Source organism: Sphingomonas sp. GW821-FHT02B09, assembly GCF_059421875.1.
This window is the reverse complement of sequence record NZ_JBWKVV010000006.1, coordinates 49,246-70,176: the sequence shown is the minus strand read 5'-3', so window position 1 is coordinate 70,176 and position 20,931 is coordinate 49,246. Positions and strand designations below refer to the sequence as shown.

Here is a 20,931-nt window from a genome sequence, read left to right as displayed (position 1 = left end):
ATGGGGCCGGCAGACGCGGAGTGATGCCATGATGCAATATGTTGGGCTCGACGTCTCGCTGGCCGAGGTGGCGATCTGTGTGGTCGACGAAGACGGGACGATCAAGTTGGAGGGCACAGCGCCTTCCGAGCCAGACGCCATCGCCGACTGGCTGCTTGAGCGAGACGTTCATCCCGAGAAGGTCGGGTTGGAGATTGGCGGCTTGGCACGCTGGCTGTATTCCGAGCTTGCGGAGCGTGGACTCCCGATGATCTGCATCGACCCGCGCCGGCTGCGCGCCCTGACCAAGACGATGCCGGTGAAGACGGACCGCAACGACGCGCGCGCCATCGCGCAGGTTATCCGGGTCGGCTGGTATCGTCCGGTCCACATCAAGAGCCCAGTGGGCCAGGAACTGCGGATGCTGCTCGCCAACCGCAAGACCCTCTTGATCAAGCATGGCGACATCGAGAACGAGGTGCGTGGTACGCTCCGTGCCTTCGGGCTGAAGCTCTCGGGCCGGATCGCGTCGGGGCAGTTCGAACAGCGTGCCATGGAGTTGGTTGAGGATCGACCGAGGCTCGCAGCTATGGTGAGGCCTATGCTCATCGCGCGATCGGCGCTGCGTGAGGCAGTGCGCCGTGCTGCACAAGATGCTGCTTGATGCCGTCGCCAATGACGACACCTGCCGACGCCTCATGACCGTGCCGGGGGTTGGCGCGGTAACGGCTGTCACCTTCCTCGCCGTCATCGATGACCCGAGCCGCTTCCAGCACTCGCGCGATGTAGGCGCTCACCTCGGCATGACGCCGCGGAAGTATGCGAGCGGCGAGACGGATCGGAACGGCTCCATCTCAAAGACAGGCGACGCGCTGATGCGCACGACGCTCTACCAGGCATCGCTTGCGCTGCTGACGCGATCAAAGCGGTGGTCGACGCTGAAGGCGTGGGGCATGGCTGTCGCAAAGCGACGCGGACTACGCAGGGCCATCGTCGCGGTCGCGCGCAAGCTGGCGATCATCATGCACCGCATCTGGGCCGACGGCACCGAGTTCCGCTGGACGCGCGAGGAAGCAACCGCATGACGGTCTGATCCCGCGCAACCTGCACCAGCTCCGCCGCAACGCGGGGGCAACCGAGAGAACGAGGTCGAGGCGACTGCGCTGTAACCGGAGTGCCACCAGAGCCCGTCCAAGGTAGATAGCAGCCCTCGATCAGCCATCGAACGACCCATGGTGAGGCGGCTCCGCGCCGACCTCGGACACAAGCTCGAACCTCGGTAGCCCAAACATGATATCGCCGATCAGGTGCTTCGCCTGGTCGTGACCGGCGTTGCGTGATCGTCCCCGACGTTGTCATCGATCAGGGGCATCTCCCCACGCGGTCCTTCCTGGCTGCTTTGTCAGTATTGTCTCGACGACCCGCTTTTGCCCGTTGCTTAGTTCACTTTCGACGCGCTCATCCCACCGATCGCCGGTGACTTTGATGATCTGGCGCTGCCGTCCGGATATCGTCCGCGTCCATGTCATTGTCTTGGGCGAGTTCAGGTCGATAATCACCTGCTCATCATGGCCACGCGCTGGGTTGAGGTTGTCGTTGTAAAATGAAGGATCGTATATCCAAAACCCACCTCTGATAGCATCGTACGTCAGCACATGCAGGTGGTGTATCACCGCGCCTTGCCCCTCTTTCCCGTAGACTAGGATAGACCCTATCAGAAGATGATCATCACCTTTCCCAAAACGACCGACCCGGCGTTCTGCCAGATGGCTCGCCCCTCCAAGACTGTCGTGCTCTTCGCCTTTCCAGTCTCCTTCCAAAAAGGACAAGCTGTCGATCGCGTTGAAAGAAGCTGCGCCCTCCTTTGGAGGAGGTGGTGGCGGTCCCGGAGGCGGCACTACATCAACCTGAACGACTGCTAGGCTGAGAATTGCCCCGAGAACCTCAAATCTCATCCAATGCCTCCTGTCCTACTTGGCGACACTCTACCGTGATAGATATTGACCGGAAAATGGAACATCGGTCGCCCCAGAGCCGACTCCCACGGCACGGGCCTGACCCCTGGGTCAAATAATCGAAATGGCTTCAGCCGCTGGGTAGTTTTCCGCTTGTGGCGGGGACCGCAATCACACAAGGTTGCACATTCCTGCCTTCGATCACGAGCGATAGCGCGATACAAGCCTCTTCCACGTCGCCGCATCCGGGTAGGGCGGCTGCTCGCCCGTAGGCTCGTCGCGGCCGATGACGATGCGAGGGCGCGTCACATGGCCCTGCTTGTCGCGGAGTGAGCAGCGCAGCCGCTGCGCCATCACCGACAGTCCATCGTTCCAGCCGCGGCGGTGGAACAGCCACCAGAGCGCCACCGCGTCGAGGACACGAACGTGCCGGCATCGCGGGCACGTCAGCCGTAGCGTCCGCCTGTAGAGCGCGCATTGCTCCAGCGTCCGCAGACGCCGGCCGACATGATCGTAATCGGCATTTTTCATCGCCTCGGCTCCGCATTTCTCTGGGAGAAGGTTCATTCAAGCCCTTGACCGATCGTCAAGGTTTCTGGAACATAAAGCGAACATATGAGTCGCTGCAATGATGTCCGCCGATACCCGTCGCCACGAAGCCCTGACCCTCCTGCGGAAGAGCGTGGGCGATCTGCGCGCGAGCGACGCTGCTGTTCTGCCCTTCGGTGTCGAGGCGATCGACTCCCGGCTGGCGGAGGGCGGCCTTGCCCGCAGCGGCCTGCACGAGGTCTCGCCGATGACGCCGGCGCTGGCCGACGATGCGGCAGCGACGCTGTTCACTGTCGGGATCGCCGCGCGTGCGGCGGCGGGCAGCGGCCGGCGAGTGTTGTGGGCATTGACGCGGTTCGATCTCTACGCACCCGGCCTCGAACAGGCCGGCCTCGATCCGGCTGCGCTGCTGTTCGCCGAGACGCGCGAGGACAAGGAGGTGCTGGCGGTCATGGAGGATGGCCTGCGCCACGGGGGGTTGGCAGCGGTGGTCGGCGAGGTGAAGCGCGCCGACATGGTCGCGACCCGGCGGTTGCAGCTCGCCGCCACGACCGGGAGCACACCGGCACTGCTGGCACGTCGCTGGCGAAAGCCGGAGGTGTGTCCGTTCACCGACATCTCGGCGGCGATGACGCGCTGGCGGATCGCCTGTGCACCATCCGCGCGATTGGCGGCGCCCGGGGTCGGGCGTGCATGCTGGATGGTCGAGCTGGCCCGCCAGCGCGGTGGCCCGGGATTTTCTCTCGAACTGGAGGCATGCGATGACACGGGTCGCCTCGCTCTACCTGCCGCACCTCGCGATCGAGCGGTTGCGGCGGCTGGAGCGACCGCGCGCGCTGCCTGAGCCGCAGGCGGCCCCGCTCCTGCCGATCGATGACGACCCCGGTGCCTGCTCGGTACCGCAGGGCGGCGGCTGGCGGCCCGGTGCGCGCTGGGCACGGATCGAGGGCGAACAAGCCGAGGGTGAACGGGCCGGGATCGCACAGGAGGTGGCGGCGATGCCGCTCCATCAGCAGCCGACGATGCGCGAACTCGGACGGCGGTCGGAGGCGGCGGAGCATCCGTTCAAGCGCCCCCTGTCCGGTGGACGCATGCGCCCGCTATCTCCGGTGCCGGATATGGACACGGTGCCGCTCGTCCTCGCGGAAACGATCGGACAACGTAAGCTGATCACCGCGGTTTGCCCGGCGGCGCATGCGCTGGGGCTGGTGCCCGGGATGGCGGTGACACAGGCGCGGGCGCTGGTATCCGACCTCGATGTTCGCCCGGCCGATGCGGCGGCGGATCGGGCAGTGCTCGACAGCCTGACACTCCATGCCGCGCGCCACTGGACCCCGACCGCGGCGCCCAGCGACGCGGACGGGATGTGGCTCGACCTGACCGGCGCGGCGCACCTCCATGGCGGCGAGGCGCGGTTCTGCGCGCGGCTGATCCGCTTCTGCCGACGGTTCGGCTACACCGCGCGGGTCGCGGTCGCCGGTACGCCGGGCGCGGCGCACGCGCTGGCCCGCTACGGATCGGACACGACGACGCTGGTCGCAAACGGTAGCGAAGCGCAGGCATTGGCGCCGCTACCGCCAGCGGCGCTGCGGCTATCGTCCGAGGCGCAGGTGGCCGCCCGACGGTTCGGCCTCGACCGGATCGTCGATCTCCTGCCGCTACCGCGCGCGCCGCTCGCCCGCCGGCTGGGTCTCGCCAGCGTCCGCCGGCTCGACGAAGCGCTGGGTCGGGTGGCGGAGCCGATCGTTCCGATCCTCCCCGAAGAGACGCCGGTCGCCGAGCGCCGGTTGATCGAGCCGATCGGCACCGCCGAGGCGATCGAACAGGTAATCGCCGACCTCCTCGCCGATCTGGTCGAGCTGCTCGGGCGGGCGGGACGCGGTGCGCGCACGCTGGTGCTGATCCTCGAACGGATCGACGGCAGCGCGCAGCGGGTGGCGGTGGGTACCGCCCGCGCCACGCGGGATGCCTCGCACCTCGCCCGCCTGTTCCACCTGTGGATCGAGCGCATCGATCCCGGCGACGGCATCGAGACGATGCGTCTCGCCGCGACGCGCACCGATCCGCTGGGCGCAACCGCACTCGCCGCCAGTCTCGCCGGAGACGATGCGCCTGCCGATGTCGCGACGCTCGTCGACCAGCTCGCCAGCCGCGTCGGAGAGGCAGCGTTGTTCACCACGATGTCGGTGGAAAGTGACGTTCCCGAGCGTGCGGTACGCCGCGCCGGGCCACTGGAAGCGCCGACCGGCTGGCCGGCATGGCGCCGCCCGGTACGCCTCCTGTCCCGACCGGAACCGCTCGTGGGCGTGTTGGCGCTATTGCCGGACGCGCCGCCGCGGCGGTTCACATGGCGGGGCAAGGTCCACGCCGTGGTCGCCGGCGACGGCCCGGAGCGCATTCATGGCGAGTGGTGGCGACGCGATGGCGAGGTCTGGGCGGTGCGCGACTATTTCCGGGTCGAGGATGATGCAGGTGCCCGCTTCTGGCTGTTCCGGCGCGGCGACGGGGTCGATGCCGCAACCGGCGATCTCAGCTGGTATCTGCACGGACTGTTCGGCTGATGGCGGGCTATGTCGAGTTGCAGGTCACGAGCCATTTCTCGTTCCTGCGCGGCGCCTCCAGCCCCGACGAACTGTTCGCCGCCGCCGCGTTGCAGGGCCACAGCGCGCTGGGCGTCGTCGACCGCGGCAGCGTGGCCGGACTGGTGCGGGCGTGGGAGGCGCAGAAGGCGACGGGCGTGCGGATGATCGCGGGCGCACGTGTCGATCTCGACGACGGAGGCGCGCTGCTGCTCTACCCCACCGACAAGTCGGCCTGGTCGCGGCTCACCCGCCTGCTGACGCTGGGCAAGTCGCGAGCGGGCAAGGGCGGCTGCACGCTTGGCTGGCCGGATGTCGCGGCATGGAGCGAGGGACTGATCGCGATCCTCCTGCCGGTCGAGGCCGACACCGCCACCGCCGATCACCTCACCCGGTTGCGCCGCACCTTCGGTGATCGCGGCTACCTCGCGCTCGCCTTCCGGCATCGGCCCGACGATGCCATCCGTCTCCATGACCTCGCCGCATTGGCCTCAGCCGCGCGCGTCGCCACCGTCGCGGTCGGCGACATCCTCTATCACGCGCCGGACGCCCGGCTATTGCAGGATGTGGTCACCGCCATCCGGGAGAAATGCACCGTCGATACGCTCGGGTTCCGGCGTGAGCGGCATGCCGACCGGCACCTCAAGGCACCTGAAGAGATGGAGCGGCGTTTCGCCGCCTTTCCCGATGCCATCCGTGCCACCGCCGAGATCGCACGCCGCTGCACCTTCGACCTGGGTGAGCTGAGTTATCAATATCCGCACGAGCAGGTGATCGCGGGCATGACGGCGCAAGGCGCGCTGGAGCAATTGACCGAAGCGGCGGCAGATCGCCTGTTTCCGGATGGCGTACCGCCCGCCTATCGGACCCAGATCGCGCATGAGCTGAAGCTCATCGGCGAACTCGGCTATGCGCCCTATTTCCTGACCGTGAACAGCATCGTCGCCGAGAGCCGGCGACGCGGCATCCTGTGTCAGGGGCGCGGCTCGGCGGCGAACTCCTGCGTCTGCTTCGTCCTCGGGATCACCAGCATCGATCCGATCAAGCATGAATTGCTCTTCGAGCGGTTTGTGTCGGGCGAACGCCGCGAGCCGCCCGATATCGACGTCGACTTCGAGCACGAGCGACGCGAGGAGATCATCCAGTGGATCTATGAAACCTATGGCCGCGATCATTCGGCGATTACCGCCGTGGTACAGCGTTACCGCGCCCGACGCGCGATCCGGGACGTCGGCAAGGCGCTGGGGTTGCCCGAAGATCTGACCGGGACGCTGGCGGGTCTCGTCTGGGGCTGGAGCCAGGAAGGCGTCGGCGAGAAACAGGTCGCCCAATTGAACCTCAACATGGGCGACCGGCGGTTGCGGCTCGCGCTCGACCTCGCTCGCAAGCTGATCGGGGTGCCGCGCCATCTGTCGCAGCATCCCGGCGGCTTCGTGCTGACCCATGACCGGCTCGACGATCTCGTGCCGATCGAGCCCGCCGCGATGGTCGACCGGCAGGTCATCGAATGGGACAAGGACGATATCGATGCGCTGAAGTTCATGAAGGTCGACGTGCTCGGCCTGGGCATGCTCGGCTGCATGAACCGCGCCTTCAACCTGCTCGAGGAGGCTAAAGCCATCCGGGTTGGCATGGCCGACCTGCAGGACGACGATCCGGACGTCTATGCAATGATCCAGAAAGCCGACACGCTCGGCACCTTCCAAATCGAGAGCCGCGCGCAGATGTCGATGCTGCCGCGGATGAAGCCCGCGCGCTTCTACGATCTCGTTATCGAGGTGGCGATCGTCAGGCCGGGTCCGATCCAGGGCGACATGGTCCACCCCTATCTGCGCCGCCGCGAGGGTCGCGAGAAGCCCGATTATCCGCGACCCGAACTCCGCGCGGTGCTGGAGAAGACGCTCGGCGTGCCGCTGTTCCAGGAACAGGCAATGAAGGTGGCGATCGTCGGCGCAGGCTTTACGGCGGTCGAGGCCGACCAGCTGCGCCGTGCCATGGCGACGTTCAAGTTTACCGGCGGGGTCAGCCACTTCTATGACAAGCTGGTCGAAGGCATGGTGTCGCGCGGCTACCCGCGCGATTTTGCCGAGCGGACGTTCAAGCAGATCGAGGGCTTCGGCTCCTATGGCTTTCCCGAGAGCCACGCGGCAAGTTTCGCCAAGATCGCCTATGCCTCGTGCTGGATGAAGCACCACCACCCGGACGTGTTCTGCGCGGCGCTTCTCAACGCGCAGCCGATGGGCTTCTACGCTCCCGCGCAGGTCGTCCGCGACGCGCGCGAACACGGCGTCGAGATACGGCCCGTCTGCATCAATGCCAGCCGCTGGGACTGCACGCTGGAGCCGACGCGCGGCCGCCATCTCGCGGTGCGCCTCGGCCTCCGGCAGGTTCGTGGTCTCGCCAACGCGCATGGCGCCGCGATCGTTGCCGCCTGGGGGCAAGCGCCGTTCGGCTCGGTCGAGGAGGTCTGGCGCCGGGCCGGCGTGTCGCGCGCCGCTATCGAGCGGCTCGCCGAGGCCGACGCCTTCCGCGCGCTCGGCGAGGATCGTCGACAGGGGTTGTGGAAGGTGAAGGGGCTCGGCGATGCGCCTTTGCCGCTCTTCGCCGCCGCCGATACGCGAGCGGCGGTGTTCAGCCCGGAAGGACTGGAGCCGGACGTCTCCTTGCGCCCGCTCTCCGACGGGCGCGAGGTGGTGGAGGATTATCGCGCGCTCCAGCTCTCGCTCCGGGCGCATCCGCTCGCCTTCCTCCGGCAGGAGTTCACCCGTCGCGGCATCACCCGCTGCGCCGACCTCGTCCACATCAAGGACGGTCGCCATATCGAGTTGGCCGGGATCATCCTCGTCCGCCAGAAGCCGGGCAGCGCCAAGGGCGTCCTGTTCATCACGATCGAGGACGAGACCGGCATCGCCAACGGCATCCTCTGGCCCGACCGGTTCGAGGCACAGCGCCGAACGGTCATGTCGGCGGCGATGATCGGGATGAAGGGTCGCGTCCAGAAGGAGGGACAGGTGATCCACGTCATCTGCGACCGGATCATCGATTATGGCCCGCTCCTCGCGCAGGTCGGCCAGATGGATTTCCCGCACGCGACCGGACGCGGCGATGGCGCGCGGCACGGCGGCAGCCCCGACCGCGGCGATGCCGGCTGGCGGCCGGGTCCGCGTGACAGCTACTGGCCGCCGCATGCCGCGGGCGTGGATCCCGAGCAGGCGGTGCGCGTGAAATCACGCGATTTCCACTGAGGCCCGTGCGTGAGGTATCGCGCCATCACCGCATCGTCGTCGACCTGTCGCTCCGCATCCTGCGTGCCGCCATGGCGCGGTCCGGCGAGCAGCAAGTCGACACGATCGAGGTGCGTCTGGCGCTCCGCTGCCTCATTTCGCATTGTCCCGAACGCTGGCCGCTCGACATGTTCTGGAGTTCGGCCGCCGTCGAACATGATATCGGCCGGGCACAAGGCTGCACGGCCGCCTTCAACGGAATCGTCCGGCAGCTTCGGGCGTCGCGGTCATTGCGCGAGTGAAGGCCAGCGATACGGGGAAATCGCGCGTGGCTCCCCGCCTTCTCGACCTGATGTCGCTGGTTACGAGGCGAAGGTATGACCGCCGTCGGCGATCGCCGTTGCCAGCGTCGACCCGACGCCCGTATCATGCCCGGCGATGCGATATGTCCTGCACCTCCATGACCCGGCCGATGGCGTTACCTCGACGACGTCCGTGACGCGTGAACAGGCCGACGCGATCATCGCGATGGCACCGGGCGATGCGGTGGAACTCGATGATGGAAGCGCCCGACATCTCGGCGAGGCGGCGGAGCGCGACCCGTTGATCGCGTTCATATCGAAAAGCGTAAGGCCCTCCGCCCGGCGATCGTCGCTCCTGCCGCAACTTCAGGCGATCAAGGCTGGTCGAGGCGCCGCTCTTGACGGGTGACGTATTCAGGAAACGGCGGTGTGTCCGTCGTCACAGCGTAGAATGGCCAATCAGCGGCTGATCTCGGGTGAAGCCATCATCCGATTTTGCGAAAGCCTGCGGCTTGGCCAACCATGATGTAGTCCACCGCTCGCATTCTGAAACCTTCATTCACACGACTGTCTACGACCGACCAAAGTTGGTCGTTCAGCTCAGTTACCGCGAACGTCTCCCTCTGACAGAAGCTGCCGATAAATCGCTTGGACGCAGACCGTCAGTAACGCGTCCCAACTCCAGCCATTCACCCTCCCGGCATTTAGACCTGAAAGCTGCCGTTCGTTAACGCAGCAAGGACGAGCGATCAGCGCGGATGATCTCGCATCTCGCGGTCGCGCGTGCGATTAAAGCTGCCGCGCCGGAGCCGATCACCGACAACGCTTCGGGCAAGTCGGCCTTGCATTGCTGACGGCGCAGTTGCTTGCGACTGTTGAGCTGCGGCCCCAAATTAACTGCATGACTTCAACCGCTATGCGCGACACGATCGACCAGGGCACGCTCGACTGGGCGCATTCGATGCAGGCGCGCCATGCCGAACATCTGATGGGCAAATTGGCGCGGCAGAGTGACGGCGAGCCGATGGACCCGGCTTATCGCGACCGGATCATGAAGGCTGCCGTTGAGGGTGGCACCGACCCTATGGCCGCAGCAGCGATGTTCGCGCGACCTGCGGTAGAGAAGCTCACCGAATTCGACGAGCCCGAGGTTCGCTATTCCTCCGCCACCTTGGTCGACATGCTGACCAAGACGATGGTCGACGCGACGATGGACGTCGGCGATCGGGCGCTGTTGGTCTGGTCGCTCGCGACGGGCCAGGTGAACGCGCTATGTGCGGCCAACAGTTGGGATCCGACCTATTACCACGTGTTTGTCGATCCGGACCTGCTTGTTTTCTGCAACAGTGTCGGCAAGCTCGTCGCCGAATGTCTGGCGCGCGGCGGCGCGATCAAGGGCGACAAGCTCGACCTGATGGCCGTCGAAGCCAATGCACGCAGTTCGGAAATCCAGATGCGCGCGGCGGATCTGTTTTGCTCCAGCGTGCTGAAGGGGACGCCGCGCGCGAGTGAGCCCTGGCTGCCGTCGCCCGAGGCCTATAATTATGCGCAGCAGCTCGCCCTCGGACTCAACCTGTTCCCGCTCGCGCATGAGCTTGGCCATTTGCATCTCCGCCATGTCGAGGCGCCGAATACAAGGCAGGTAGCTGTCCACCGCCTTGGCGACTTCCTGCTCTATGCGCATGACGATGAGTTCCAGGCCGATATCATCGGCGCGATTGTTACGATCGAGACCATGGCGCGGTTGAAAATTCCGGGCATGTTCAATTGCCTCGTACCCTATATCTTTTTGAAGGCGGTCGAGACGCTCGAAGCCTGCTCCGAAGTGTTCGGGCTGGCCGGAGAGATGAGCGCTACCCACCCCAGTCCGACCGAACGCGCACGCAAGATGCGCGCAGTTCTTGCGCGCTATCTTGAGCACAGGAAGGCGACGAAGCTGTACGAGCCAGCGTTGCGCGCGGTGGACAGGGTCTTCCACTGGTTCCTCTTCGTCTCGGTAATGAACCTCCGGGAACGCAAGGCGGCTGGCGAAAAACCGCGCGAGCGCCTCCGGTTGACCGTAGTCGAGTATGATGAGCGGATGGAGGCCGAATGGCAGGCGCGCGATGGGGAGTAAGAACGTGCCACTGGCCGGAAGCTGCCTCACGAACATGGCTGGAAAGTGATGGCGCAAAGCCCAATGTGGATAGCCCCTCGCGGGGGGCAGGACCGGCGCGACGAGGACACGCTGGCGGCAATTGAATGGCTCGTGGCGACGGTACCGTCTCGAGACTGGGAAGCGCGGACAGAAGCTCTGCAGGCAATTTTCGAACTGGCTCGCGATCTCTGGCCGACGGGCGTTCGGCCGGCATTGTACGACCCCTCGGATCTCGTTGCCTGGTACGTCTTTCAGGCGAATGCCTATGCCGCCGAGCGGGCGAACTGGTTTGAGCAGGATGCGTATCGGATCGCGCCGGTTTTTCGCCGGCTCGGCCAGCTGCTGCCCGTTCTCAAACGAGTGGGGGGTATCGAGGATCGGGTCGCTCGCCTGATGACCAACAATCGGGCTGTGCCTGATGACGGTCTGTACGAACTGCTGGTTGCGGGCGCCTACGGATCGCGAGGATGGGCCGATGTTCAGTTCGTGACGGAGGATCCGCCTCATCGCACGCCCGATCTACATGTGAGTCGGCGACGCAGCCATTGGGCGGTCGAGTGCACCCGCACCGGAAGGTCCGACTATGTCGCCGATGAACGGGCGGCAGGAACCCGGCTTGCGCGGCTCGCCTTGGACGAAGCTGAACGACATCGGGTTTCGGTCACGATCGAAGCGGTCTACGAGGCCGAGCTGGTCAATCTGCCCGAGCGCTATCTGGCAGATCGCGTGACTGATTTTCTTTCCGGCGGCTCTTCCGAATGGCGGGATGATATGGGCGGCGGGAGGGTGAGCCGCGCCAATCTCGGACCGCTACGGGCGATCCTCGGCTTCGACGATCTTGTCTTCGGTTCGAGCAGGATGATCGAGCTGGTGACGGGCTATTATATGAAAGAGGTCGACTATTGGATGGCGGGCGCGTGGACGCCGGCGCCGAAGCGAAAATTTCATGCGACGGCGGTCGATCGCGCCAGTGTGGTGGGTTGGGTGAGCGCCTCCGAGGGTGCCGCGCGCCGCAAGGCGATGCATTTCAGGTCGATCGTCGGCGACAAGTCGCGGCAGCTGCACGATCGCCCGGGCATACTCCATGTCGGCTACGAGACCACCGGCGGTAATGCCGTCGAGGGTCTGCGCCATCATCTCAATGTGGAGCATATGCGCACGTTCGATCCGAGGGGCAGCACGCTTGAATGGGTGTATGGCAACTACATGATGCCCGAGCACACCACGGCACGGATGGAATCCGCGGCCCTGACCGAGACGACCGCGACCTATCCGATCAAAGGCAGGCGACATCGACGGCCTATTCCAGACCATATGTTGTTTCTCGACGATGTGGGCTCGCCGGGGAGCCATTGGTTGCGTTGAGGCAGCGCGTCTGGCGCTGATCAGTCCGCACTGCGCTCTTAGGTCAGTCATTTGCGCGCGAAGCAACGGTGCCCATCGGGTGAGGAGCACATTGCTGGCAGGCGCACGCTCAACGGATAACTGGATTCTCCGAGCGGGCGTCGATCCAGCCGCTACTCCGTCGCAATCGGCACCTGGCATGCTGTTCCGAGCGTTCCGCGGATGTTCTTGCGTTTGTCGGTCGCCGAGTCTATCGATCGGTGATAGACTTGAGGAAACTCGCTTGCCGTACGGTCGGAGCGCAGCCATCGCGGAGCGGCATGACACCCTGCTCGGGCTTATTCATCGCGGGGGCGGGTCCGCTACCGCTCTGGCAGAAGTGCTCGGCGTTTCTGCGGCGACAATCAATCGCGACCTAAGCTACCTGCGTAGCAAGGGGCACCCGATCCGAGCCCGACGTTCGGCTGCTGGCTGGTCCTACGCAATGGATGGAACCCGCGGGGCTAAACGCGCGACATCCGAGCAGCGACCATGACCGCAGCAGCGGTCGAGAGCTGGCTAGAGAAGCTCGGCTATGCAGCCGAGCCGGGCGTTCTGCATCTGCGCGGCGATGCCGTTCCGGACACCCACCCCTACGCTCTCGAAATCAAGACCCTCCTCAAGCCGGAGGGGGCCATCCGCGCGCAGGCCGTTTTCGACGTCGAGGGTGTGCCGACCGTCGTTTTCGTCGGGGAAGACGGCACGTCGCTGTCGCAGGCCGAACTGGACAAGGCTCGCCAGCGTATCTGGAACCAAAATCTGGCGACGATTGTGATCGAGCTGAAGGGCGAAGAAGCCATCGCGCTTCCGGCCCGTAAGCTGAAGAATGCTGGCGAACGCTTGCGGCTCGAAGACGCGCGTCCGGATGGCCCGTTTTCCGCTTCGGATGTCTCGACGGCCAACTTGTCGCGGCGGATGCCGAAATGGTTCGACGTTAAAGCGCGGGTCGATCGCAAGCTGCTGGCAAACCTTTCGACGGCTGTCGCGAAACTGACCGATGAGGGTTTGACCGCAATCGACGACGCCCGCGCGCGGCGACGCCTCGCCGAGCTTCTGATGGGCCAGGTGCTCTTCATCTCCTACCTCGAACATCGTGAGATCGTCGGTGCGACCTATCGAGCGCGGCGCAATGTGGACCAACTCCCTGAGTTGGTCGCGCGGCTCGACCGTTCCGGCATCGCGGCGCTGATCGATCGGCTGCGGTCGGACTTCAACGGCGACTTCCTCGGCGACGATCGGCACGATGCCTGGACGGCTCTCTCGGACAGCGGCTTCGGCCTGCTCTCGCAGTTTCTCAGCCGCACCGACCTGCAGACCGGGCAAGGCGATTTCTGGAACTACGACTTCAGCTACATTCCGGTCGAGCTGCTCTCTGGCCTTTACGAACAGTTCCTCACGCCCGAGGAGCAGGCGGAAGACGGCGCCTATTACACGCCCCGCAATCTCGCCATGCTCGCCGTCGATCAGGCGTTCCTCGCCTCTCCCGATCCGCTGACCGAGACGATCTTCGACGGCGCGTGCGGCTCGGGAATTTTGCTGACGACGGCGTACCGCCGTTTGATTGCGCTCGCGGAGGCGCAGAAGGGCCGCCAGCTCGGCTTTGCCGAGCGCAGTGAACTTCTCACGCGCCGCATCTTCGGCGGCGACATCAACTTCATGGCATGCCGGGTCACCGCGTTCAGCCTTTACTTGTCGCTGCTGGAGGGGCTCGATCCGGCCGACATTTTGGATGCGCAGGAGCGCGATGGCACCAAGCTGCCGCCGCTCAAGGATCACAATCTCGCGCACGGCCGGGATTACGCGGACTTCTTCGACGATGGCCATCTCTTCTTCGGACGTCGCTTCTCGCTGATCATTTCCAATCCGCCTTGGGCGGAGCCGGAAGGTGAAGCGCACACCTCGGCGGACGCCTGGGCGGCGCGCGCGGGCACGCCCTTCTCGCGCCGCCAGGTGGCCGGAGCCTACGCCCTGCGCGCGCTCGACTACCTGAACAAAGGGGGCCGAACCTGCCTGATCCTGCCGATCGGCCAGCTGCTCGGCGCCTCCAGCGAAGCCTTCGTCTCCTACCTGCTGCGCGCCTACAAGCCGAGCCGCATCATCAACTTCGGTGACCTTCAGGGACTGTTGTTTCCGACCGCCGAAAACACCTGCCATGTCTTTCTCGGCGCTCGCCGCGAGGCCGTCGTCCCGAAGGTCATCCCGTTCGGCGAGGTCTTCGACTATCTGGTTCCTAAGGCCGACCTGAGTCTCGCGCTCGGCCGTCTCACCATGCAGTCGGCTGATCGACACTTGTTGCAGACCCGTTCGGTCGCCGAGGATCCGCAGCTTCTCGTCACCATGATGTGGGGCGATGCCAACGACCTGGCGATCTGGAGCCGACTCAGCCTGCGCGGAACCTTCGCGAACCTTTGGCGCGGGCCGCGCGAGTTTAGGCGCTGGATCTACCGGAAGGGCATTCATCTCGAAGACAAGAGCCGTGAAGCAGTCGACCCCGGCCCGCTTCGCGACATGCGCCATATCCCGATCGCCGCGCTGAGCGCTGGGGTTCCGGTGTTGCATCCTGACCTGCTGCGGTCTTGGCCGCCGGAGAAAACCACCGTCGTCGGCCTGAACGATGCGGTACTCGCCGTGTTCGACGGTCCGCGCGTCGTCTTCCCCGATGGCTTCTCGCGTGAGCAGCAGAACGTCCGCGCGGTCTACTACGACCAGCCGGCGAGCTTCACGCATAGCATCGGTGTCATCGCCGGTCCAGAGGCCGACGCACCCCTGCTCAAGTTCGCCGCCGTCTATCTTCGGTCCAGCCTCGCCCGCTATTTCCTCATGATGCGCGGCTGGAAGATGCTGTGCGAGCGCAACGGCGTCCACCTCACCGATGTCGACGCCTTTCCGTTTTTCGCGCCGGAAAACGCACCCGATCCAGACGCTGCCGCTACCGCGCTGGCCTCGGTCACGAGTTACGTCGATCGGCTGAGAGGCCAGGACGAGCTGCTCCAGCGCGCCGACTATCAGTCTGTTCGTGACAAGCTCGACAAGGCCGTCTTCTCCTACTTCGGCCTGACCGATGAAGAGCAGACGCTGGTGACCGAGACGGTCGAGGTCTTGATGCCCTCGATCAGACCGCGGAGCTTCAAGAGCCTCGATACTCCAGCGCAAAGAACCGCGGGCGAGCAGGATTTCCGCATCTACGCCGATGCGCTGGCAGCAGCGCTCACCACCTGGCGCGATCGGACCGGCGGCCGAGGGCGGTTCGACGTCAACGTGGTCGCCAGCGACCCGACGCGTGCAGGTCCGTCGGGCATCGTGAAGATCAGCTACGCCGAGCAGGGGCGCGCGCCCTCCGCTGCCAAGGCAGCCATCGATGACGAGCTGGTCATCGAAACCCTGGCATCGCTGCGCAAGTCGGGCTTGCGAACCATCCCCTCGGGCGATCACCTCACCCTCGTCCCGGATGCCCATTTGTGGATCGATGGCAGTCTTTATCTGGCCCGGCCTCTCACGCACCGCAGCTGGACCGTCCGCCAGGCGCTGCGTGACGCCGAGCACATCGTGCGGATGGTTCAGTCACGCGCCGGCTCCGAAAAGCTGGCGGTGCCTGCGTGACGGAGGCTGCCGACTGGCTCTCCGCCTTTCCCCTGCAACCGGCGACCGAGGCGGTCGAAGCGCTGCGCCAAGGCTGGTCCGAGCTGGCCGCCCGGCCACTTCCGGACTTCAACCCCAAGACCAAGGAAGCTGCCCTCACCAAGCGCCTGAAGGTCTATGTCGAAAACCATGTCGCGCGCGAGCGCGGTCTGCTCGGCATGTGGGCGGCCGAGGATATTATAGGCGACATTGATCCGGCCACCGGCGCGATGATCGAGGAGCGACGCACAGACATCGTCTATGGCTGGAACAATGACACGCAGGCGATGCAGCTGGTGTTCGAGTTCAAGCGGCTCGGGCGCCAGAAGAAGCATCGGGATCACTATCTCCGCGATCAGGGGCTGGGCCGTTTCGTTACAGGGATCTACAGCCGTAAGCAGGCGGTCGCGGCGATGGTCGGGGTGCTGCTCGACCCCGAGCCGGAGATCGTGCCGCACATCCGCGACGCACTTGGCGATGCCGCGCTCGCGACTCTCTTGCGGCTGAAGCCTACCGCCGCCGGTGCACCCTTTGCGCGTCCTTCTTCGCTATTCAACGCCGCGGACTTCGACACGGAGCATGAGCGGGAGCCGGCGCTGGCGCCCAGCCATGGCAGCATCCGCGTATCGCACTTCTTCTTCGCCTTCGGCTACCCCACCACCACCGTGAAGCCGAAGTCGTGAGGACTGCTGCATAGCCGGCAGCCGCTAGCGACCGCTCGCCGCGCGGCTATCACCGGTCCGGGCGCTTGCGATTCCCCGCAAAGTTCGCCGCGAAATAGTCGATCACCTCCGCCGCTTGCGTTCCCTTCCTGAACGCCTTCTGCTCCTCGAAATCGACGCTGGGAATAAGGTGGATTAACTGGTTGTCGGCGTAGAGAGCCATGACCGCATCGGGGTCCAATCCGCCACTCCGTAGCCCCGCCATGGTGTTCGCCGCTTCGAGCGCCGCGCCGATCATCACGTCGGCCAATTGCACCGCCGGGCTCTGCCTTGAATCGACCTGCGTCACCTGGCTGAGCTTCAGTGGAAATTTGAAGCTGGCGATCGCGGTCTGGCGAAGCTCGATCGTGTTCTCGTGATCGATAAAGCGCTGCAGCAGCTCGTGATAGCGTTCGAGGTTCTTCGACTGGTCATGCTCGACTCGGTACGGACCGTCGCTCACGATTTCCATCCGGCTGATTAGCGACTGCAGCACGATAATCGCGATGTCCGTATCTACGCCCGGCGTCATGATGGCTGACAGGCACTCGGGCGCCGCGTCGCGGGCCAGCGGGCCGATTGCTTCCGGAAACTTCAGCCAGTCGGTTCTCCGCGCGGCGACGACGAGGTCACGCAAGGCATCTGCGCTCTTCTCTTTGACCGCCTGCTGGAATGTAGCCAGCAGCCCCGCGAATTCGTTTTCGCCCAGGAGTTTAGGACCAGCGACGGAGAGCAGCGAGGCCATCGCATAGTTCTGGCCGTCTTCGTAGAAATTGTGTCCGCGTTCGTAATACCAGGGCTCGACCGCATAGTCGCAGAACATCAGGATGAGCAGGAAGCGCTTGTCGCACACATAGGTGACACTCTTGTAGCTGGCGAGTAGATCGCGCAGCAGCGCAAGCAGCCCGGCATGGTTGGCCGGTCGGCGCGAGAGCGATCGATACTTCAGCTCACTCGCCTGCACGCGCGGCAGGTGCTCCCTGATCAGGCGCGCCGCATCGTCATCGTCGATCGCGATCGCCGCCGCGCCCTGGAAACGCTGATCCACGTTCAGGAGGTCGAAGCCGGTATAGCCGCTCTCATCGATCCGGAAGCATTCCATAATTCCCCTAGACGCCTCAAGGCGACGTTTCATAGCGGCGCTCGTGCGACATCAGCACGGCGTTGCCTTTCAGATCCGCGCGCATAACGTGGACGTCGGGCTGGATGGAGAATGGCTTGGAGCTGTCCCACCAGCGCGCATGGACATGCAATTCCACGCCTGATCCGTCGGTGTAGATGTAGTTCCAACGCTGGCTCATGGTGCGAGGCTCTTCGCCACCGATCATTCCGGCCGCTTCCGCTGCCTCGGGCACGGCGTAGATATTCTCCGCGTCAGCCGCTTGATCGATGATCTTGACGAAGCGGCTATAGAGTTCGAGCGACGTAGGTTGGGTCATCCCGGCATAATAGCACCGGAGCCGGTGCTTCGGTAGGTAAGCGGGAAGCCTTTCAGCTCAACCATCGACAGTCCGGCCCGATCATATGACTCGAAAGTGGCTAGGACATAATCAGCGGAACTCCATGCATTCCCGCCTACTCCGGGCTTGATCAGGTATAATAAGCCCGGAAAGTCGCTACATTTTGGGCGCTCTCGTTTGCACGAAGAGGGCGGTGGCTAGACGTCGCCTTCTGCCATTCGGCGCATAGAAACTGCCATTCCGCCACCGGCCCAGTTTATTTCGTTCTGCGATCTCGGGCGGACGGGCGATGATCGACGGCTTCTGACGGAAGCCGCCGTTCGGAAAGGCGCATGCGAACGTCGGGAACGTCCCAGTACCAGTGCTCGCTGCTGTCCGAAGTCGAGCCAAAGCCGGTCATCCATACAAGGACTGATGATAGACTGCTCTTGCATGACACAGCCGCCGACAGTCTCAGTCGGGGGGCACTGGCGGTAGAACTGCTCCATGATGCTTAGTCGTAATGAGGGCCATCTACGTGGGTGCTGTTGAAATTCACTCCGCACCGTGTCGCCACGAGGTCGAAGCGCTTGAAGAACGCGAGAGCTTCGCCTGGCGTAACCCGAACCTCCACGGCACGTACAGCTGCCGGAGCAGGCTCAAACTCAGCAGACCGAAGCAGATATGCGACCAGTGACACTTCTGTCACCGGCGTGCCGCGGTTCTCGCCGGACGCGATTCTAAACCCAACGACGCGTTCGTCCTTCTCGGCTTTTCCCACGGACACCAGATAATCGGCAAGTGCGAAATTGTCTGAGATGTCCGCAGCGACGGTTCCCTTGAAGTCGTTATACTGAACTCCAGCGTTGAAGGTATCCATTCTATCTCCTCATCCTGCCATTCTGTGCAAGCCGTCGCTCGAAATCGTCCACGAGCGCTTCTGCTAGGGGCAGGCACTCGCGATCTTCGAAGTTGATACGGAGCGGAAGGTGCTTGTCGAGTGGCTCTCGAATATTGCTCGCACTGATCCGGCCAACGATCAGGCCTCGCACGTCCGCGCTATCGTCTGCCCAGATGCGAAAGGGAAAATCCTCTTCCTCTCGTCCATGACGCCAGTTCTTGCATTCAAGCGCCATCGTCGAAACGGGATCGGATCTGCCGTCTCGCCAGTAGAAAGCATCATCGTCCCGCCGCGGGTTCGCCATCGAGGGGAAGATCGGAGCGCGCGGCAGGCTCGAGAGAGGATCACGATCGAAGATCCCTGTTGCCATAAGGATCTCGGCGCGAGATTTCGGGCGCGGCGGCTGTGGAGGAAGCGCAAGCTCAAGCCAGCGCACGCCTTTGCCGCCGCTCTCGCTGACGTCCTTCCCCGGGCCACTCAGCTTGAAACTGCCGGACGCAGCGATCTCAACGAGGACTTCCGCAGCAGGCCGTGTGCCCGTGTTTTGCACACAGTAAACAGCCTGAGGCCAGTCGCGTCGGCGATTCCATTCCGCGTGGAATCCGGCGATCTTCGAACGGACGCCCGATACCCAGTTCCGATAGTCATCTTCATACTTGTCGATGTCGGTTCGGGTCAAAGGTATCACGCCTTCAGGGTACGCGATGCTCGAGATGTCGAACCCCTTGCCGGTGCTCCTGGGTTTGGGGGCTTCCTTCAGTGGCGTAGGTGTCAGCTCGGCCATCGGCGCGAGCGCAGTGACCCGTTCCACAAGTTGATCGACATCATCAGGTGGAACTGGAAGATAGCGTTTCATCGTCACGTCGAGGCGATCGATCTGGGTGCCCGATTGATCGATGAAGCGGAGTTGAAGCATCGGCTCTGCTGCCTTCAGCTGAGCGATTTCCGCGTCCTTGCGGGCGAGTTCCTTCACACTATCGTCGGCTTCGGGCTCCTTCAGCCAGTGACCGGGCAGCATCCGCACCGGCAACCCGAAATGCTCTGCGGTCATTGCCGCGAAATTATCGTCGGTCAGGAGGACGACGTCATCCCCTGCATCAAGGCTCGCAAGCGCCTGATTGATGATGGCCTGATCGTCATGGGTAAGGTCGATTCCCTCGCGCACCTTGGCTTGGTTCGGCACGCCGGATGCGAGACGCAGCATGACCCTTGGCCCGGTTGCGCGCAGCAGCTCCCCCCGGGCCGTGGTCGCCATCAACTCGCGCACCTTCGTGCTAATCGAGCGCGCAACCTTCCCAACTCTCCCCGGCCGATTTTTCAGCCGATCAAGCTCGCGGATTACTGGCCCGGAAAGAATGACGTCGATGTTGTCGCGGCGCAGCTCTTCCCATGGCTGATCCTTCAGCGCGCGCCCTTGGATGAGGACGTTTGTGTCAGGGAATACGATCAAGGGAACCTGGTCAGCCATGAGACCGGTGTATGATCGGAATCGCCCGCCTTCCAGCGGTAACAAAGGCCAAAAAAAACAAAGGGCGGAAGATCGCTCTTCCGCCCTCTACTGGTGACGCTGGCGCAACTGCGCCGATGGTGCGGGGCCGGCCGCACCAGCAGACCAGCCAACGATCAGTGCCCAGACGGTCTCGAAAGAAACAGAACAGAGCTTCATCACGTTAGTTACTGGATTCAGGTTGGTGTTCTTGACCTTGTGCGTCTTGCGAGCGCGAGATTTTGAACATGTAATCATAGGCAATCCCTCCATGAAAATGACGCTCGCGAAGCGAAGTGCCAGAGCCAAAAAGAGGGCACCGATAATCAGCCAGCCCGCGGGATTTGAACCCCAGCACCCCGAAGCCATGAAGGCCAACACATATGTTGGCATGCGGTATCACACGTTCAATGCCGAGCGGGTAAAAGATGCCGCGCTAGATGCGTACGAGCTGTCACTATTGCTGGTCGAAGAGGTACGCCGGGTGGCCCGCTGATCTAGTTGCCGGGAGCGCAGGTCCGCGATTGCGAGGCTATGTCGTCTTCAGGCGGCCGCCGTCTCGAAAGGGGACGGACATGCCCAGCCTCAATTTTAACACGACGCCGCGCGGAAAAAGGCTGAACGTCGGCTTCTGACAAGAGCTGACATCAAAGCTGTGGCATGTGACCGGCAGAAAAG

Annotated in this window: 17 protein-coding genes and 1 pseudogene; 12 read left to right on the top strand and 6 right to left on the bottom strand. The window is 64.0% G+C overall.

What is annotated here, in order from left to right; translation table 11 throughout:
* Positions 1-28 precede the first annotated feature (28 nt).
* Positions 29-1,064: pseudogene (locus AC07U4_RS19480) on the top strand (IS110 family RNA-guided transposase).
* Between the two features lie 270 nt (positions 1,065-1,334).
* On the opposite strand, the gene AC07U4_RS19475 reads toward AC07U4_RS19480, so the two are convergent.
* Together AC07U4_RS19475 and AC07U4_RS19470 are read right to left on the bottom strand one after the other, a co-directional pair.
* Entirely contained in the window at positions 1,335-1,934 is a 600-nt protein-coding gene (locus tag AC07U4_RS19475; protein WP_495196632.1) for a hypothetical protein, read from the bottom strand.
* 201 nt (positions 1,935-2,135) lie between these two features.
* On the bottom strand, positions 2,136-2,501 hold the full coding sequence (locus AC07U4_RS19470) for a hypothetical protein (RefSeq protein ID WP_495196631.1): 366 nt from the start codon (positions 2,499-2,501) through the stop codon (positions 2,136-2,138).
* Positions 2,502-2,562: 61 nt separating this feature from the next.
* Here AC07U4_RS19470 and AC07U4_RS19465 point away from each other — a divergent pair, with 61 nt between their 5' ends.
* The 10 genes from AC07U4_RS19465 to AC07U4_RS19420 all read left to right on the top strand — a co-directional run bounded on the left by AC07U4_RS19465 (position 2,563) and on the right by AC07U4_RS19420 (position 16,409).
* Positions 2,563-3,327, top strand: coding sequence for an ImuA family protein (locus AC07U4_RS19465; protein WP_495196630.1), 765 nt, complete (start codon positions 2,563-2,565; stop codon positions 3,325-3,327).
* Positions 3,245-5,044 (top strand): Y-family DNA polymerase, encoded by a 1,800-nt coding sequence (locus tag AC07U4_RS19460; protein WP_495196629.1) that lies wholly within the window; start codon positions 3,245-3,247, stop codon positions 5,042-5,044. The genes AC07U4_RS19465 and AC07U4_RS19460 overlap by 83 nt, the downstream gene beginning before the upstream one ends.
* Positions 5,044-8,307 (top strand): error-prone DNA polymerase, encoded by a 3,264-nt coding sequence (locus AC07U4_RS19455; protein WP_495196628.1) that lies wholly within the window; start codon positions 5,044-5,046, stop codon positions 8,305-8,307. Before AC07U4_RS19460 ends, AC07U4_RS19455 begins: the two co-directional genes overlap by 1 nt.
* Positions 8,308-8,312: 5 nt before the next feature.
* Positions 8,313-8,588 (top strand): hypothetical protein, encoded by a 276-nt coding sequence (locus tag AC07U4_RS19450; RefSeq protein WP_495196627.1) that lies wholly within the window; start codon positions 8,313-8,315, stop codon positions 8,586-8,588.
* Positions 8,589-8,724: 136 nt separating this feature from the next.
* Positions 8,725-8,997 carry a hypothetical protein gene (locus tag AC07U4_RS19445; protein WP_495196626.1) on the top strand — a complete coding sequence of 91 codons (273 nt, stop codon included), beginning with the start codon at positions 8,725-8,727 and terminating at the stop codon, positions 8,995-8,997.
* 507 nt (positions 8,998-9,504) lie between these two features.
* On the top strand, positions 9,505-10,704 hold the full coding sequence (locus AC07U4_RS19440; RefSeq protein WP_495196625.1) for a M48 family metalloprotease: 1,200 nt from the start codon (positions 9,505-9,507) through the stop codon (positions 10,702-10,704).
* Between the two features lie 132 nt (positions 10,705-10,836).
* Positions 10,837-12,090 carry a hypothetical protein gene (locus tag AC07U4_RS19435; protein WP_495196624.1) on the top strand — a complete coding sequence of 418 codons (1,254 nt, stop codon included), beginning with the start codon at positions 10,837-10,839 and terminating at the stop codon, positions 12,088-12,090.
* Complete coding sequence (locus AC07U4_RS19430; RefSeq protein WP_495196623.1) at positions 12,056-12,604, top strand: HTH domain-containing protein; 549 nt, start codon at positions 12,056-12,058, stop codon at positions 12,602-12,604. Before AC07U4_RS19435 ends, AC07U4_RS19430 begins: the two co-directional genes overlap by 35 nt.
* Positions 12,601-15,708, top strand: coding sequence for an N-6 DNA methylase (locus AC07U4_RS19425; RefSeq protein WP_495196622.1), 3,108 nt, complete (start codon positions 12,601-12,603; stop codon positions 15,706-15,708). Before AC07U4_RS19430 ends, AC07U4_RS19425 begins: the two co-directional genes overlap by 4 nt.
* On the top strand, positions 15,705-16,409 hold the full coding sequence (locus AC07U4_RS19420; protein ID WP_495196621.1) for a hypothetical protein: 705 nt from the start codon (positions 15,705-15,707) through the stop codon (positions 16,407-16,409). Before AC07U4_RS19425 ends, AC07U4_RS19420 begins: the two co-directional genes overlap by 4 nt.
* 49 nt (positions 16,410-16,458) lie before the next feature.
* Here AC07U4_RS19420 and AC07U4_RS19415 read toward each other — a convergent pair whose 3' ends face one another.
* The 4 genes from AC07U4_RS19415 to AC07U4_RS19400 all read right to left on the bottom strand — a co-directional run bounded on the left by AC07U4_RS19415 (position 16,459) and on the right by AC07U4_RS19400 (position 20,235).
* A complete protein-coding gene (locus AC07U4_RS19415; protein WP_495196620.1) occupies positions 16,459-17,562 on the bottom strand; it encodes a DUF3800 domain-containing protein in 1,104 nt (367 codons plus the stop codon).
* Complete coding sequence (locus AC07U4_RS19410; RefSeq protein ID WP_495196619.1) at positions 17,546-17,866, bottom strand: hypothetical protein; 321 nt, start codon at positions 17,864-17,866, stop codon at positions 17,546-17,548. Before AC07U4_RS19410 ends, AC07U4_RS19415 begins: the two co-directional genes overlap by 17 nt.
* 514 nt (positions 17,867-18,380) lie before the next feature.
* The gene (locus AC07U4_RS19405) at positions 18,381-18,746 is read right to left on the bottom strand and encodes a hypothetical protein (RefSeq protein ID WP_495196618.1); all 366 of its coding nucleotides are present in this window, start codon (positions 18,744-18,746) and stop codon (positions 18,381-18,383) included.
* A gap of 1 nt (position 18,747) precedes the next feature.
* The gene (locus tag AC07U4_RS19400) at positions 18,748-20,235 is read right to left on the bottom strand and encodes a PIN domain-containing protein (protein ID WP_495196617.1); all 1,488 of its coding nucleotides are present in this window, start codon (positions 20,233-20,235) and stop codon (positions 18,748-18,750) included.
* 289 nt (positions 20,236-20,524) lie between these two features.
* Between AC07U4_RS19400 and AC07U4_RS19395 the strand changes: the two genes are divergently transcribed.
* On the top strand, positions 20,525-20,749 hold the full coding sequence (locus AC07U4_RS19395) for a hypothetical protein (RefSeq protein WP_495196616.1): 225 nt from the start codon (positions 20,525-20,527) through the stop codon (positions 20,747-20,749).
* Positions 20,750-20,931: the final 182 nt, after the last annotated feature.

Bases quoted from the DNA above. Each gene is read 5' to 3' on its own strand.
- AC07U4_RS19475 (WP_495196632.1), bottom strand. From the start codon at position 1,934: ATGAGATTTGAGGTTCTCGGGGCAATTCTCAGCCTAGCAGTCGTTCAG.
- AC07U4_RS19470 (WP_495196631.1), bottom strand. From the start codon at position 2,501: ATGAACCTTCTCCCAGAGAAATGCGGAGCCGAGGCGATGAAAAATGCC.
- AC07U4_RS19465 (WP_495196630.1), top strand. From the start codon at position 2,563: ATGATGTCCGCCGATACCCGTCGCCACGAAGCCCTGACCCTCCTGCGG.
- AC07U4_RS19460 (WP_495196629.1), top strand. From the start codon at position 3,245: ATGACACGGGTCGCCTCGCTCTACCTGCCGCACCTCGCGATCGAGCGG.
- AC07U4_RS19455 (WP_495196628.1), top strand. From the start codon at position 5,044: ATGGCGGGCTATGTCGAGTTGCAGGTCACGAGCCATTTCTCGTTCCTG.
- AC07U4_RS19445 (WP_495196626.1), top strand. From the start codon at position 8,725: ATGCGATATGTCCTGCACCTCCATGACCCGGCCGATGGCGTTACCTCG.
- AC07U4_RS19440 (WP_495196625.1), top strand. From the start codon at position 9,505: ATGCGCGACACGATCGACCAGGGCACGCTCGACTGGGCGCATTCGATG.
- AC07U4_RS19430 (WP_495196623.1), top strand. From the start codon at position 12,056: ATGTGGGCTCGCCGGGGAGCCATTGGTTGCGTTGAGGCAGCGCGTCTG.
- AC07U4_RS19425 (WP_495196622.1), top strand. From the start codon at position 12,601: ATGACCGCAGCAGCGGTCGAGAGCTGGCTAGAGAAGCTCGGCTATGCA.
- AC07U4_RS19415 (WP_495196620.1), bottom strand. From the start codon at position 17,562: ATGAAACGTCGCCTTGAGGCGTCTAGGGGAATTATGGAATGCTTCCGG.
- AC07U4_RS19410 (WP_495196619.1), bottom strand. From the start codon at position 17,866: ATGACCCAACCTACGTCGCTCGAACTCTATAGCCGCTTCGTCAAGATC.
- AC07U4_RS19405 (WP_495196618.1), bottom strand. From the start codon at position 18,746: ATGGATACCTTCAACGCTGGAGTTCAGTATAACGACTTCAAGGGAACC.
- AC07U4_RS19400 (WP_495196617.1), bottom strand. From the start codon at position 20,235: ATGGCTGACCAGGTTCCCTTGATCGTATTCCCTGACACAAACGTCCTC.
- AC07U4_RS19395 (WP_495196616.1), top strand. From the start codon at position 20,525: ATGAAAATGACGCTCGCGAAGCGAAGTGCCAGAGCCAAAAAGAGGGCA.